The organism is Herbaspirillum camelliae (genome assembly GCF_001929405.1).
In the GTDB taxonomy this organism is placed as follows: Bacteria; Pseudomonadota; Gammaproteobacteria; order Burkholderiales; family Burkholderiaceae_D; genus Herbaspirillum; species Herbaspirillum seropedicae.
Genome location: NZ_KV880769.1, coordinates 3,991,764 through 4,005,143, shown reverse-complemented (window position 1 = coordinate 4,005,143; position 13,380 = coordinate 3,991,764). Strand labels below are relative to the sequence as shown.

Sequence of the window (13,380 nt, the reverse complement as noted above, 5' to 3'; positions counted from 1 at the left end):
AACGGTAAGGAGCAGACATGGCGACGGCGGAGGAGATGGCAAGGGTGGTGCTGATCGGCGTCGGTGCGACCCTGGTGATGGACCTGTGGACCGCGCTGCTGAAGGCGCTGGGTGCCGCCACGTTGAACTACGCGCTCGTCGGCCGCTGGGCCGGCCATTTGCTACAAGGGCAACTGGCGCACGCGAGCATCGGCAAGGCGGCGCCCATCCGCGGTGAGCTTCCGCTGGGATGGGCTATTCACTACGGCGTTGGCATCGCATTCGCCGTGCTGCTGGTGCTCCTTTGCGGAACCGGCTGGCTGAGCGATCCGACCTGGGAAGCGGCTTTGGTCGTGGGCGTGGCAACGATCGTGTTCCCCCTGTTCGTGATGCAGCCCGCCATGGGTGCCGGGATCGCCGGGTCGCGCACACCTGCGCCATTCAAGAACGGGCTGCGCAGCCTGGCAACGCACGCAGTCTTCGGGTCCGGGCTCTATCTGTCAGCGGCCGTGCTGAAGCGGATCTGGACCTGAGAGATCGATCCAGTCCCCCAAGAACGAAACGAGGAAGCACACGCACCATGACCACCAGAAAGCACACAACGTCTATACCGCCGGCCGTCTATCTGCTTGCCCTGAGCCTGTTCGCAATGGGCAGCGCCGAGTTTCTGATGGGAGGCATCCTCCCGATGATCGCGGGCGACCTGCAAATCAGCCTGCCCATGGCGGGCACCTTGATCTCCGCATTTGCCGTTGGTGCGCTGATCGGTGCGCCGCCGTTTGCCATCCTGGCGCTGCGATGGCCTAAGCGCGCCACGCTGGTTGCCAGCCAGATTGCCTTCATCGCCGTGACGGTGGTGAGCCTGCTGGCCTCGGGCTACTGGCCCATTCTCTTCGCCCGCTTCGCGATGGGGCTGACCTATGCCTGCTTCTGGGCCGTCGCGGCATCCACTGCCGTGCAACTCGCGCCGCCGGATCGGCATGCCAGGGCGCTGTCCATCGTGGTCAGCGGCCTGACCGTCGCCATGGTTCTGGGAGGACCTGCGGGGACGTTCATCAGTGAGGCCACCGGCTGGCGCGGCGGGTTCTGGGCGGTGGCGGCCGTCACGGCCGTGGCAGCGGTCGCCGGCTTTCTGGTCCTGCCGAGGAAGGCACCCGGCGATGCACAGGAGCAAGATCTGAAGACCGAACTGCTCGCGATGCGGCGTCCCGTTCTCTGGCTGGCCCTTGCCACGACGGCGGCCACCACAGCCGCCTATATGGGAACGTTCGGATATCTGGGGGCACTGCTGCTTGATGTGAGCAAATTGCCCGCGCGTTGGCTGCCGGCTGTGTTGACCCTGTTCGGCGTTGGCGCCTTCATCGGATTAACCATCGGGGGGCGCACGGCGGATCGCCGTCCTTTCACCACGCTGTTGACGGGCATCGTTGGCTTGATCCTCGTATCCGCCTCGATCGCGATGCTGGCCCCGGATGCCGTAGCGACCGTATCGCTGGTGTTCCTGCTGGGTGTGGCGGGTTTCTTGCTGAATCCGGCGGTGTGGGGCCGAGTCTACGTCCTTGCGCCCGACGCGCCGATGCTGGCCGGCGCGATGAACTCTTCTGCTTTCCAAGCGGGCCTGACGGTCGCTCCGCTGCTGGCCGGGCTGCCGATCAGTCGCGGCCATGGGCTGCCGGCGGTTGGATGGGTCGGTGCTGCCATCGGCGTTGCGGCACTCGGCCTGGCACTTCTCGGAGAAAGGGGAAGTCGCGCAACGGCTTCGAAGTAGCACGGAGTTGCTGCGAGCGTGGAACTCGACAGTCTTTCCGAATATGCAGAAGCACAGCGAATCGGCGAAACACAGAGCGTGATTTTGAGGAGGAGACATGGAGCTTCGCCATCTGCGCTGCTTCCTAGCCGTCGCCGAAGAACTGCACTTCGCCCGTGCGGCCGAGCGACTGCACATCGAGCAGTCGCCGCTGTCGCGTGCGATCAAGGAACTGGAAGAAGAACTGGGCGTGGTGCTGTTCGCCCGTACCACGCGCAGCACGCGGCTGACCCGCGCGGGCAAGCTGTTCCTCGATCATGTGCCGCGCGTCTTCGCCGCCTTGCAGCAAGCCCGCGACAGTGTGAAGGCGGCTGCCAATGGCTTCCACGGACAGTTGCGCATCGCGCTCTCCGACGGCATCACGCCGTCCCGCCTGCCGGCCCTGCTGGCGCTGTGCCGACAGGAGGAACCCGAGGTCGAAATTCGGCTGACCGAAGTGCCGCTGTCGCAGCAAATCAAGGGGCTACACGATGACCTGTACGACCTGGGCTTTGCCCGCGCCGATGAAGTCGGCGATGGCATCGTCGCAATGCCCGTCTGGAACGATCCGCTGATGGTGGCCGTGCCCGCACGGCATCCCTTGCTGGCCCACAAGCGCATCCTGCTCGAAGAACTACTGCGCTATCCGCTGGTGCTGTGCGATCCGCAGGCGTGCGAAGGCCATGCGCGGCAGGTCGAGCGCGTGCTGCGCCGCGTGGACATGGAACCGCTGGTGGCCGAGCGGGTCGCGTCCTGCGACCTGATGATGGCGCTGGTTTCGGCCGGCTTCGCCCTGGGCCTGACCGGCGCCGCGCACATCGCGGCCAGCCGAGAACAGGGCGTCGTCGCGCGGCCGTTGGTCGGCCGCCCGCCGATGCTCACGACCTACCTGCTGCGCCTGGATAGCGAACCTTCGGAAACGCTGGCCCGCTTCATCGAGCGCGTGCAGGCCATCGAGTCACCGGAAGTCGCCAGACCTGCGTCAGGCCATATTCCTGATCCCCCCGAGGAGCCCCAGCCATGAAGAAGGCAATGCGCTTAGAAGGCAATGCGCTTTTGCTAGCCGTGGTGCTGACCGCCTGCGGACAATCCGAAACTCCCAAGCAGGCCGACGTGCCAACCGTCGAAGAATTGGCATCCGACCCTGCACACCTGAAAGAACTACGCCAACAGTGCAACACGGTTCACGCCACGCTGGGCGACGTGCTGTGCAACCGGGTAGCCGAAGCTAAGCGTAAGCGGTTATATGGCAACGGAAAGTGCCTTGTACGCCGCCGGAGGAACCGCTCTAATTCTGAAGATATCTGCGACAGTGCCCGGCAGAGGCATGCGGACAGGATGGTCGTCAGAATCCCGCGCTACCGCTACGACGCAATTTGGCTTGCGGCGACTCACTCCGTGTAGTGAACAAATGCGATCTTGTTGCCGTCGGGGTCGCGGACATAGGCGCCATAGAAGCTCTCGCCATACTGCGGCCGAGGTCCCGGCGCGCCTTCATCGGTTCCACCCTGCCGCATGGCGATCCGATGGAGGCGATCGACCTTCTGCGGACCATCCAGCAGGAAGGCGGTCATGACGCCGTTCCCCATACTGGCTTCGCGCCGATCGTAAGGGTAGCCGGTGATGAACCGAGGAAATGCGGGGTTGTCAGGCCGTCCCCATGAAGCTGTCCGCTCATCTCGCCAGCACAGCGACAGCCCCATTTCCTCGAACAGCGGGGCGTAGAACTGGACGGACCTGTCCAAGTCCTTCGTACCAACCATTGTGTACCCGATCATGATTGCTCCGTCATCGTGTTTTAAGGATGTTGCTCAGCCAATCCTGCACGGCTAAAAGAACTTCGCCAACGGGTGCAAGACGGATTGCGCCACGCCGGGCGACGTGCTGTGCAACCGCATGGCCGAGGCTACGCGCAAACGGTTCTAGGCGATGGCAATACTCCCTACACGCCGCCGGAGAATCCGCCCAAGTTCTGACCGTGGGCGAATGACCTTCTTGCTGATGGTTCAAGCCAGATCCTGCGCGACGCGTTCGACCAGGAAATCGAGCAGCACCCTGACCCTGGCCGGCACATGGCGGCCGGGGCCGACGAACACCGCATGGATGTCTTCCACGGCGCCGCCGTTGTGATTTTCCAGCAAGGGCACCAGCCTGCCAGCGGCCAGATCGGCTCCGACGTGGTAACGCGCCAGCCGGGCGACACCGACCCCGGCCAGCGCCATCTGGCGCATGCTTTCGCCATCGCCCAGGCGCAGGTCGCCCGACGGTGCGATGGCGATGTGCGCGCCATCCTCGCCGATGAAGGGCCAGGCATCCACATGCCGGGCATAGTTGAAGCCCAGGCGCCGGTGCTGGTGCAGGTCTTCGGGCTGTTGGGGAGTGCCTGCGCGCCGCAGATAGTCTGGCGAGGCGACCACCACCAGGCCGCTGGCGCCGAGCCGGCGCTGGGTCAGACGCGAATCGGGCAGCGGCCCGGTGCGGATCGCTACGTCGCTGCGGTCGTCCAGCAGATCGACCACGACGTCGCTCAGCGTCACGTTCAGTTGTACGTCCGGGTAGCGTTGCAGAAATTCCGACAGGCGCGGCAGCAGGTAATGGACGCCGAAGGCCACATGGCTGTTGATCCGCACGCGCCCGCGCGGTGATCCCACCTGTGCGGCCTCGTGCTCGGCGCAGTCGATGTCGTCGAGGATGCGCAGGCAGCGTTCATGGAAGGCACTGCCTTCGGGAGTGAGTTGCAGCTTGCGCGTAGTGCGATGCAGCAGCTTCGTGCCTAGGCGCGTTTCCAGCCGATGGATGAGCTTGCTGACAGCCGAGGCCGTCATGCCCAACGGCTCGGCGGCGGCGGTGAAGCCTTCGGCGGCGACCACCGCGATGAACACTTCCATCTCGAAGCGGCGCTGACGGGCAACCTGTCGCGCAAGACGTTGATGCTGGCGGTGATGGCCTTGTTCGTCCTCGCCAATGCGGCCGCTGCGTTGAGCGCGAGCTACGAATTCCTCATCGTCGCGCGCATCGTCTCCGCCTTGCCGCATGGCATCTTCTTCGGTGTCGGTGCTGCGATCGCCGCGAGTCTGGTGGGGGAAGATCGACGGGCTTCGGCGGTGGCGATCGTGTTCGGCGGCCTGACGATCGCGGTCGCCGCCGGCGTGCCGATTGCGACCGTCATCGGCCAGCGCCTGGGCTGGCCGATGGCCTACTGGTTCGTCGCGGCCATCGGTCTGGTGTCGCTGCTGGCGATGGCGGCCACCTTGCCGCGCAAGATCGACATCGCGCCGGCCGGCAGCCTCATCGAGCAGGTCAAGGTGCTGGGCAGCGGACGCCTGCTGATTGCGTTCGGCATGAACTTCTGTGCCTGGGGCGGCACCTTCGTCGCCTTCGCCTACCTGCCCAGCATCCTGGCCGACATCACCGGCTTCGGCCCGAACGGCGTGGCGTGGATGCTGGCCCTCTACGGTGTCTCGGTGATCGTCGGCAATTTCCTTGGCGGGCGCGTCTCCGACCAGAAGGTGGTGCCGGCGCTGGCGCTGATGCTCGGCGCGCAGGCGGCGGTGCTGCTGGTCTTCACCTTCACCGCGTCGTCCATGCTCGGCTCGATCCTGACGCTGGGCGTGCTCGGCGCGCTGATGTTCTGCAATGTGCCGGGCCTGGCACTCTACGTCGTGCAGCTTGCCCAGCGCCATCGGCCCGGCAACGTGGACATCGCCTCGACCATCAACGTGTCGGCGGCCAATGCCGGCATCGCGCTCGGCGCATTCATCGGCGGCTCGGTGGCGGATTCCCGCCTGGGCTTGGGGGCGACGCCGTGGGTTGGCGCGATCATGGTCGGCGTGGGGTTGTTGCTGACGGTGTGGAGTGGTTGGCTGGACAGGCGGCCGGTGCCGGTTGCGGCGGTGTTGCCTGGCAGCACCCAAGGACGTTGAACATGTTAGACCGCATCCCACGGCGCGTCCCGCCAGCGTTCCAGCAAAAAATCGCTGAACGCCCTCAGCCGCCGCGGGAAGGGTTCGCGCCGCGACCGGACGATGCTGATTTTGGAAGGTGTAGCTTCCCACTCCGGCAACACCCGAAGCAGCCGCCCGTCGCGCAGTTCCTCGTAGATGTCCCAGGTCTCGCGCAGCGAGACGCCCAGCCCGGCCAGGCACCAGGCATGCAGCACGTCGCCGCTGTCGCTGCACAGCGTGCCGCCGACCGCGACAGGCTTCTCCCGCCGGCCCTTGCGCAGCGGCCAGGTGCTCTGCAGCAGGCCCGGATAGGCGAATACCAGGCAATTGTGCTGCGCCAGTTCTTCCGGTTGCGCGGGTTGTCCATGCGCTTTCAGGTAGTCGGGAGACGCCGCCAGGATGCGCCGGTTGCCGGCCACGCGCCGCGCCACCAGCCGCGAATCGGCCAGCTCGCCCATGCGGATCGCCAAGTCCAGGTCGCCGCCATACAGATCCTGCACCTGGTCGGACAGGCGCAGGTCGAAACCGACGTGGGGATGCAGACGGCAGAAGTCGTGGATGGCCGGGGCCACGAACTTGCGGCCGAACGGTGTGGGTGCCGTCAGGCGGATGGTACCGCGCAGTTCCTGATTCGCGCCGATCGCCAGTTCCTGCACTTCTTCCAGCACACCCAGCGCCACGCGCGCCCGCTCGGCGATGGCCCGGCCTTCATCGGTGATGCGCAGGTTGCGGGTGTTGCGCTCGAACAGCGTGGTGCCCAGCGCCTGTTCCAGCCGGGCGATCTGTTTGCTGACCGTCTTCGGTGCCAGGTGCAGTTCGCGTGCGGCGGCAGAGAAGCTCTGCTGCTCCACCACATGCACGAACACCGCCAGGTCATCGAGGTTGCGCAGCGCCATTTGGGCAATTCCGTAGAAAGTGTTTGTCTATTTTGGTCATTCAAAGGATATACCGATTCGCCCAAACTGACGCCCTTCGTCCCCATGCTGCCGTCGCCATGCTCTCTACGGAGGTGTGCCCGGCAGCGCACCCCGACAGGAGTTTCAGATGACCCAGCGCATTCTTGTCGTCTTGACCAGCCATGACCGCAAGGGGCCGGCCGATGCCGCCGATGCCGCGCCCAGCGGCTTCTACTTCTCGGAAGTCACGCACCCGCACATGGTGTTGAGCGAAGCCGGCTACGCCGTCGATTTCGTCAGCCCCAAGGGTGGCAAGACGCAGGTGGACGGGTTCGATCTGGACGATCCGGTCAATGCCGCGTTCTGGAACGACCCGGCGCTGCGCGCCGCCACCGAGAACACCTTGGCGCCGTCGCAGGTCGATCCCGAAGCCTATGCCGCGATCTTCTACGCCGGCGGCCACGCGACGATGTGGGACTTCCCGGGCAATGTCGAGCTGGCCGCCATCGCGGCGCGCATCTACGAGCGCGGTGGCGTGGCCGCGGCGGTCTGTCACGGGCCGGCCGGGCTGGTGAACGTCAAGCTGTCAGACGGCCGCTATCTGGTCGATGGCAAGGACGTGTCGGCCTTCACCGACGACGAGGAACGTGCGGTCGGCCTGGTCGATACCGTGCCGTTCCTGCTGGCCGATGTCTTGGATGAACGCGGTGCCCGGCATATTCCCGCACCGAACTTCCAGGGGCACGTGGTGGTCAGCGAGCGGCTGGTGACGGGGCAGAACCCGACATCGGCCAAGGGCGTGGCCGAAGCGATGCTGCCTTTGCTGGCGCAGCGGGTATCCGCATGAACGCGCGCATGCCCCTCGTTATCTACGTGTTCGCGTTGTGCGCGTTCGCCCTAGGTTTCACCGAGTTCGTCACCATCGGGCTGGTGTCCACCATTGCTGCCCACCTGCATGCCAGCGTCAGCCAAGTCGGTACGGCGGTCACGGCCTACGCGCTGGGCGCGGTGATCGGCGCGCCGGGCTTGACCGCACTCGCCACACGTTGGCCGCGCAAGCGGCTGCTGCTGGTGGCGATGGCGCTGTTCACGCTGGGTAACGCGGTGGTCAGCGTGTCCGATGCGCTGACGCCGATGCTGGTGGCCCGTTTTGCGTCGGGCCTGGGGCACGGCGTGTTTCTCGCCGTCGCGTCCAGCGTGGCCACACAACTGGCGGGCCGGCATCGCGCGGGCGCGGCGGTGGCGGTGGTGTTCGGCGGATTGACGCTGGCCTTGGCGCTGGGCGTGCCGCTTGGCACTTACCTCGGCAGCGTGTTGAGCTGGCAAGTCATCTTCATGGCCGTGGCTGCGAGCGGGGCGATTGGTTTCCTGGGCCTGCTGACCCTGATGCCGACGGATCGCGCCGATGCCTCGGCGCAGGCTAACGCGATGGATGGCCTCAAGGCCATGTTCAATCCGCGCCTGCTGGCCGGCGCCGGTATCACCGTGTTGGCCTATGCGGGATCGTTCTCGCTCTATACCTATATCTCGCCGCTCCTGTTGCAGGTGACGAAGACCAGCGAAAGCACGGCCAGCCTGTTGATGCTGGGCTACGGCGTGATGGCGGCCATCGGCAACGTGTGGGGCGGACGGCTGACCGATCGCAGGGGCGCTGACGCGGCCGTGATGACGGTGCTGGTCGGCTTGGTTGTGGTGTTGCTGGCGATCTGGGCCTGTGCGCCGTCCCTGCCGCTGATGGTGCTGCTGACCGGCCTGCTGGGTGCGCTGACCTATGCGGCGGTGCCGGCCTTGCAGGCGCGGGTGATCGGCCTTTCGCACCTGCATGCGCCGCAGGCGCCCGCCGTGGCGGCCGGACTGAACATCGCTGGCTTCAATGGCGGCATTGCACTGGGTTCCATGCTGGGCGGTGCCAGCCTGCAAGCGCTGGGGCTGACCAGCACGGCGTGGGTCGGTGCCATTGCCGTGGGCCTCGGGATTGGCTGGATGCTCTGGCAGATGCGGCAGGCGCCAGCACGTCGCATCGACGTGTCGGGATAGGCGCAGGCGATGGGCATCGGCATGGGCCTTCCCGAGGCGGCCTCGGCAGTTAGCGCGGCCCTATCCCGATCAGGGCTTGAAAAGCTCCGCGCCCATGAAGTCGATGAACGCGCGCAGCTTCGGCGCCAGGTGCTTGCTCGACGGCCAGAGCAGGCGGAAGGTGCCCTGATGCGGGTTGAAGTCATCCAGCACCGTCGCCAGTTCGCCCGCAGCGATCGCGTCGCGCACCATGAAGTCGGGCAGGCAGGCGATGCCGAGTCCATCGCGGGCGACGTGAACCAGGACCTCGGTGGTATTGCACACCATCGACGCGGAAAGGCTGGGTTGCGCCTCGCCTTGTGGCCAACGCAAGGGCCACGGCTCGAACTTGCCGGTGCTCGGAAATTTGTGTTGCAGGCAGGCATGACCCGCGAGGTCGGCCGGCACGCGCGGCGTACCGCGCGCAGCGAAATACCGGGGCGCGCCGACCAACAGCAGCTTGAAGGTGCCCAGCGGGCGCGACATGAGCCGGGAGTCCGTCGGCTCCCCGGTGCGGATGACGGCATCGAAGCCTTCTTCGATCACATCGACCATCCGATCCGAGAAGTCCACGTCCATTTCGATGGCCGGGTAGCGGTGCATGAAGGCCGTCAGTGCCGGCATGACCAGGCCGCTGACCAGCGGCAGGCTTACGCGCAGCTTGCCTTGGGGTGCCTGCCGGGTTTCCGACAGTTCCAGCTCGGCCGCCTCGACCTCGCACAGGATGCGCCGGCAACGCTCCAGAAACAGCGCCCCCTCCGCCGTCAGCGTGATGCTGCGCGTGCTGCGGTGGAGCAGGCGCACGCCCAGTCGCTCTTCCAGCCGCGCCACGCTCTTGCCCACGGCGGAGGACGAGAGTCCTAGCACGCGCCCGGCTTCCGAAAAGCTGCGGGCTTCGGCCGCTCGCACGAAGAATGCTATGCCATTGAGGGAATCCATCTCGCCACCGATCTAAGAATATTTGTCCGACATGTTTGGAACCTTAGCCTATTTTTCTTAATCGCGCGCGCGTCTACGCTAACGGCTGCACAGGTTGGACGCGGCTGTCCTAGCCTTTCAAGTACGGCCGTGATGTCTGCCTGTCCCTCTACGGACTCTCTGCGGACGTTTTTCATGACACAAGTTTTGGCCGCCACGCGCGGCACCACTGGCCGCGATTGGCTGCAACTGCTCGCTGCTTGCCTCACCGGCATCCTGATCCCGTTGTGCTTCACCGGCCCGGCCGTCGTGCTGCCTTCCATCAGCGAGGAACTGGGCGGAACGGCGGTGCAACTGAACTGGGTAGTCAACGGCTACATCCTGACCTACGGCAGCGCCATGATGGCCGCTGGCAGCCTGACCGACACCTATGGCCGCAAGCGCGTCTGGCTGATCGGCCTGGCGCTGTTCGTACTGGTGACATTTGCCATCCCGCTGGCGCCGACAGTCGGGTGGATCGACGGCCTGCGTCTGCTGCAAGGACTGGGCGGCGCGGCCGCTTTCGCTGGCGCCATGTCCTCATTGGCGCAGACCTTCCACGGCCCCATCCGCACGCGGGTATTCAGCCTGCTCGGCACCACGTTCGGCATCGGCCTGGCCTTTGGGCCGCTAGCGGCCGGCTGGCTGGTGGAGGTTGCCGGTTGGCGCTGGGTGTTTCTGGCCACGGCACTGATCGGGGTCGCCGGCTTCGGCCTGGTGTGGGCCAGCGCCACGGAATCCCGCGATCCGCAGGCGACGGGTCTGGATTGGCCGGGCGCCATCAGTTTCACGGCCGCGCTGACCTTGTTCACCTACGGCATCCTGCTGGCACCGGAGCAAGGCTGGGGCAGCGCCACGGTGACGGGATCGCTGCTCGCGGCAATTCTGTTGTTTGTAACGTTTGTGCGGATCGAGCGACGTGTCGCCCGCCCGATGCTCGACCTGTCGCTATTTGGTCGTGCTCGTTTCGTCGGCGTGCAGGTACTGGCCGCGTCGCCAGCCTTTTTCTTCGTCACGTTGATCGTGATGCTCCCGGGTCGTTTCATCGGCATCGACGGGCTAGGCGCGTTTGAAGCCGGACAAATGATGATTGCCCTGGCAGCGCCGCTGCTGGTGGTGCCATTCCTTGCGGCGTTGCTGTCGCACCGGTTCACTGCCGGCGTGCTGTCCGGCGTCGGGCTGCTGTTGGTGGCGGTCGGGCTGGTCTGGCTGGGACAGGTGCTGGCCGGCGGTGCCGGCCCTGCGCTGGTGGCGCCGCTGGCGCTGATCGGCATGGGCATCAGCCTGCCGTGGGGACTGATGGACGGTATGGCCGTGAGCGTGGTGGAGAAGGAACGCGCGGGCATGGCGACCGGCATCTTCAACTGCATGCGCGTCTCGGCTGATGGCATCGCCATTGCGATAGCCGGCGCATTGCTGGCGTTCCTGATTCAGGGTGGGCTGCGCGGCGCCTTGGGCACAACTGATCCAGCCGTTGTGATCGAGGCCGCCAACCGTGCCGCGCTCGGCGATCTGGCACAGGCCAGCTCCCTCGTCACCGGAGAGCGTGCCTTGCTGCTGGCGAGCTACGACCACGCATTCCGCTGGGTCTTGTACGTCCTGGCCGCTGCATCGGCACTGACAGCATTGCTGGTGTTCGCCTTGCTCGGCCGTTCGCGTGCCCATGAAGACGCGGGAGCGACGGCATGAGTCTGGTCGGGACAGGGTCCTTGCCCATCGACCTCGCCCAGCATCGCGCCTATGCGCGGGTCTTCCAGCCGGGACGTCTCACCTTCGGTTTCATTGCCCCGCTGGAAGGCTACCCGGATTCCCCTGCGCCCACGCTGGAGGGACATGCGGCCTTGGCTCGCCAGGCCGACGCACTCGGTTTCGCGGCCATCTGGCTGCGCGACGTGCCATTCCTCGACCCCAGTTTCGGGGATGTGGGGCAAATCCACGATCCGATGGTCTATGCCGGCTGGCTGGCGGCAATTACCCAGTACATCGCCATCGGCACGGCCGGCATGGTGATGACCTTGCGCGATCCCGTGCTGGTCGCCAAGCAGGCGGCCAGTGTCGATCAGCTTTCCGGCGACCGGCTGTTGCTGGGGCTGTCCACGGACGACCCGGCAACGGAATACCCGGCCTTGGCCCAGTGCTACGACAACCGGGTGGAACGCTATCGGGAGGCGCATGCGCTGCTTCGCGTCGTGACCGAGCAGCGTTTCCCCCTGCACCAGACGGCGCACTACGGGCGGCTTGATGGAAACCTCGACCTTGTGCCCAAGCCTGTGGGCAACCGCCTGCCGACGCTGGCGATCGGCCGCTGCGGCCAGGACATTGACTGGCTCGCTCGGCACATGGACGGATGGATCTGGCATCAAAGCGATTTCGACCGCCTGCTGGACGTGCTGGCGCAATGGCGCGCCAGTGGCGATGGGCGGGTGTTCAAGCCCTATGGCTACGGCATCTTCTTCGATCTCGACGAGAACCCGGACGCGCCCGTGCAGATAGACCGCGGCATCTGCACGGGCCGGAATGCGCTGATCGCGCTTTGGAAGCGGCAACAGGCGCACGGGGTGTCCCACGTTGCGTTGAACCTGAAGCCGCTAAGGCGTCCCGCCGCCGAAGTCCTGGCGGAGCTGGCCGAGCATGTGCTGCCGGAGTTTCCCGTCGGGGCGATGGGTGCGGCGCGGTCAAGCACCCGGGAGGCCCAGCCATGACCGGCCGCGCATCCACCCTCCCCATGTGGGGTGCGGCATGGCTGGTGACAGCGGTATTCATGCTGTCCAACTCGCCAACGCCGCTGTACGTCCACTGGCAGCAGGAACTCGATTTCTCCACCGGCACGCTGACGGTGATCTTCGCCCTCTACATCGCCGGCCTGTTGAGCACCCTACTGGTAGCCGGGCAGTTATCCGACCGCTTTGGCCGCAAGCCGATGCTGCTGCCCGGCCTGCTCGCCGCACTGACGGCCTGCCTGCTGTTCGCCGGAGCGCAGTCGGTGCTGGCATTGGGCATCGCCCGCCTGCTGACGGGCATTGCCGTGGGCGTCATGGTATCGGCCGGCATGGCGGCGGTCGGCGACCTGGGCGGCAGTGAGCGTAGGCGCCAGGCGGCGTTGCTGGCTTCGGTGTCGATGGTATTCGGAGCCGGGTTGGGACCGCTGCTCGCAGGCGGCCTGGCGCAGACGATGGCGCATCCGATCCTGCCGGTGTTCGGCACCGATCTGGCCGTCCTCGGCAGTGCGCTGGTCGTGGCCTGCTTGTTACCCCTGCATCGTCCGGTTCGATCCAGCGGCCAGCCGTTGCAGCTTCGGCTGCCCACGGTGCCCGCCGCCAATCGGCGGCATCTGGCCTACGGCATCGCCACCTTCGGGCCGGGCATCACGGCAACCTCGTTCGTGCTGACGCTGGGGCCATCGCTGCTGTCCCGGCTGCTCGACGTGCGCAGCCCCATGATCGCTGGGGGCATGGCCTGCGCCATGTTCCTGACCGCCACCGGCGTGCAATTCGCGGTGCGCCACTGGCCGATTCGCTCAATCTTCCTGGGCAGCACCACGGCCACCGTACTGGCGATGACAAGCCTGGGCATCGCCGTGCATGCCTCGCTCGCGCCGATGCTGGTGGCGGCGGCGCTGCTGGCAGGTGCCGGACAGGGGCCTGGGCCAATTGGGCGGCCTCACGTTGATCGGTTTGCATGTTCCCGACGAACGGCGTGCCGAGGCCAATGCGGTGCTGAACATCTGCGGATATATCCCGGCGGGACTGCTGCTACCTGATTG

13 protein-coding genes and 2 pseudogenes are annotated in these 13,380 nt (G+C 66.1%); 11 read left to right on the top strand and 4 right to left on the bottom strand.

Annotated elements, in window-relative coordinates; genetic code table 11:
* The first annotated feature begins 17 nt into the window (after nt 1-17).
* The 4 genes and pseudogenes from BGK68_RS18055 (at nt 18) to BGK68_RS18040 (ending at nt 3,057) form a co-directional block, all read left to right on the top strand.
* Nucleotides 18-512: a DUF2938 domain-containing protein gene (locus tag BGK68_RS18055; protein WP_075258219.1), complete on the top strand. Its 495-nt coding sequence runs from the start codon at nt 18-20 to the stop codon at nt 510-512.
* Between the two features lie 47 nt (nt 513-559).
* Entirely contained in the window at nt 560-1,747 is a 1,188-nt protein-coding gene (locus BGK68_RS18050; protein ID WP_075258218.1) for an MFS transporter, read from the top strand.
* A gap of 97 nt (nt 1,748-1,844) precedes the next feature.
* Nucleotides 1,845-2,789: a LysR family transcriptional regulator gene (locus tag BGK68_RS18045; protein ID WP_075258217.1), complete on the top strand. Its 945-nt coding sequence runs from the start codon at nt 1,845-1,847 to the stop codon at nt 2,787-2,789.
* Nucleotides 2,786-3,057: pseudogene (locus BGK68_RS18040) on the top strand (entry exclusion lipoprotein TrbK). Before BGK68_RS18045 ends, BGK68_RS18040 begins: the two are co-directional and overlap by 4 nt.
* 99 nt (nt 3,058-3,156) lie before the next feature.
* On the opposite strand, the gene BGK68_RS18035 reads toward BGK68_RS18040, so the two are convergent.
* Nucleotides 3,157-3,543, bottom strand: a complete 387-nt coding sequence (locus BGK68_RS18035; protein ID WP_075258216.1) for a VOC family protein — start codon at nt 3,541-3,543, stop codon at nt 3,157-3,159.
* Between the two features lie 33 nt (nt 3,544-3,576).
* Here BGK68_RS18035 and BGK68_RS28385 point away from each other — a divergent pair.
* A pseudogene (locus BGK68_RS28385) lies at nt 3,577-3,741 on the top strand (entry exclusion lipoprotein TrbK); the annotation flags it as partial.
* Nucleotides 3,742-3,771: 30 nt separating this feature from the next.
* On the opposite strand, the gene BGK68_RS18025 reads toward BGK68_RS28385, so the two are convergent.
* Nucleotides 3,772-4,653, bottom strand: coding sequence for a LysR family transcriptional regulator (locus tag BGK68_RS18025; protein WP_075259882.1), 882 nt, complete (start codon nt 4,651-4,653; stop codon nt 3,772-3,774).
* On the opposite strand from BGK68_RS18025, the gene BGK68_RS18020 reads away from it, so the two are divergent.
* Nucleotides 4,558-5,688: an MFS transporter gene (locus BGK68_RS18020; protein ID WP_075258215.1), complete on the top strand. Its 1,131-nt coding sequence runs from the start codon at nt 4,558-4,560 to the stop codon at nt 5,686-5,688. The genes BGK68_RS18025 and BGK68_RS18020 overlap by 96 nt on opposite strands.
* Before the next feature lie 5 nt (nt 5,689-5,693).
* Here BGK68_RS18020 and BGK68_RS18015 read toward each other — a convergent pair whose 3' ends face one another.
* Nucleotides 5,694-6,605, bottom strand: coding sequence for a LysR family transcriptional regulator (locus tag BGK68_RS18015; RefSeq protein WP_083657845.1), 912 nt, complete (start codon nt 6,603-6,605; stop codon nt 5,694-5,696).
* A gap of 148 nt (nt 6,606-6,753) precedes the next feature.
* Between BGK68_RS18015 and BGK68_RS18010 the strand changes: the two genes are divergently transcribed.
* The gene (locus BGK68_RS18010; RefSeq protein WP_075258213.1) at nt 6,754-7,452 is read left to right on the top strand and encodes a type 1 glutamine amidotransferase domain-containing protein; all 699 of its coding nucleotides are present in this window, start codon (nt 6,754-6,756) and stop codon (nt 7,450-7,452) included.
* Between the two features lie 8 nt (nt 7,453-7,460).
* Nucleotides 7,461-8,642, top strand: a complete 1,182-nt coding sequence (locus tag BGK68_RS18005) for an MFS transporter (RefSeq protein WP_233149337.1) — start codon at nt 7,461-7,463, stop codon at nt 8,640-8,642.
* Nucleotides 8,643-8,711: 69 nt separating this feature from the next.
* Here the strand turns inward: BGK68_RS18005 and BGK68_RS18000 are convergent, their stop codons facing one another.
* On the bottom strand, nt 8,712-9,599 hold the full coding sequence (locus tag BGK68_RS18000) for a LysR family transcriptional regulator (protein ID WP_075258211.1): 888 nt from the start codon (nt 9,597-9,599) through the stop codon (nt 8,712-8,714).
* A 174-nt stretch (nt 9,600-9,773) separates the two neighbouring features.
* Here BGK68_RS18000 and BGK68_RS17995 point away from each other — a divergent pair, with 174 nt between their 5' ends.
* The 3 genes from BGK68_RS17995 to BGK68_RS17985 are packed head-to-tail and all read left to right on the top strand — an operon-like array spanning nt 9,774 to nt 13,377.
* Nucleotides 9,774-11,306 (top strand): MFS transporter, encoded by a 1,533-nt coding sequence (locus tag BGK68_RS17995; protein ID WP_075258210.1) that lies wholly within the window; start codon nt 9,774-9,776, stop codon nt 11,304-11,306.
* Nucleotides 11,307-11,326: 20 nt separating this feature from the next.
* Nucleotides 11,327-12,319 (top strand): LLM class oxidoreductase, encoded by a 993-nt coding sequence (locus BGK68_RS17990; protein ID WP_233149336.1) that lies wholly within the window; start codon nt 11,327-11,329, stop codon nt 12,317-12,319.
* Nucleotides 12,316-13,377 (top strand): MFS transporter, encoded by a 1,062-nt coding sequence (locus BGK68_RS17985; RefSeq protein WP_198937227.1) that lies wholly within the window; start codon nt 12,316-12,318, stop codon nt 13,375-13,377. The genes BGK68_RS17990 and BGK68_RS17985 overlap by 4 nt, the downstream gene beginning before the upstream one ends.
* Nucleotides 13,378-13,380 lie beyond the last annotated feature (3 nt).

Excerpts from the sequence above, each read along its gene's own strand:
- BGK68_RS18020 (WP_075258215.1), top strand. The coding sequence starts at position 4,558 with ATGGATGAGCTTGCTGACAGCCGAGGCCGTCATGCCCAACGGCTCGGC.
- BGK68_RS18035 (WP_075258216.1), bottom strand. The coding sequence starts at position 3,543 with ATGATCGGGTACACAATGGTTGGTACGAAGGACTTGGACAGGTCCGTC.
- BGK68_RS18025 (WP_075259882.1), bottom strand. The coding sequence starts at position 4,653 with ATGGAAGTGTTCATCGCGGTGGTCGCCGCCGAAGGCTTCACCGCCGCC.
- BGK68_RS17995 (WP_075258210.1), top strand. The coding sequence starts at position 9,774 with ATGACACAAGTTTTGGCCGCCACGCGCGGCACCACTGGCCGCGATTGG.
- BGK68_RS18055 (WP_075258219.1), top strand. The coding sequence starts at position 18 with ATGGCGACGGCGGAGGAGATGGCAAGGGTGGTGCTGATCGGCGTCGGT.
- BGK68_RS18010 (WP_075258213.1), top strand. The coding sequence starts at position 6,754 with ATGACCCAGCGCATTCTTGTCGTCTTGACCAGCCATGACCGCAAGGGG.
- BGK68_RS18000 (WP_075258211.1), bottom strand. The coding sequence starts at position 9,599 with ATGGATTCCCTCAATGGCATAGCATTCTTCGTGCGAGCGGCCGAAGCC.
- BGK68_RS18050 (WP_075258218.1), top strand. The coding sequence starts at position 560 with ATGACCACCAGAAAGCACACAACGTCTATACCGCCGGCCGTCTATCTG.
- BGK68_RS18005 (WP_233149337.1), top strand. The coding sequence starts at position 7,461 with ATGCCCCTCGTTATCTACGTGTTCGCGTTGTGCGCGTTCGCCCTAGGT.
- BGK68_RS18015 (WP_083657845.1), bottom strand. The coding sequence starts at position 6,605 with ATGGCGCTGCGCAACCTCGATGACCTGGCGGTGTTCGTGCATGTGGTG.
- BGK68_RS18045 (WP_075258217.1), top strand. The coding sequence starts at position 1,845 with ATGGAGCTTCGCCATCTGCGCTGCTTCCTAGCCGTCGCCGAAGAACTG.
- BGK68_RS17985 (WP_198937227.1), top strand. The coding sequence starts at position 12,316 with ATGACCGGCCGCGCATCCACCCTCCCCATGTGGGGTGCGGCATGGCTG.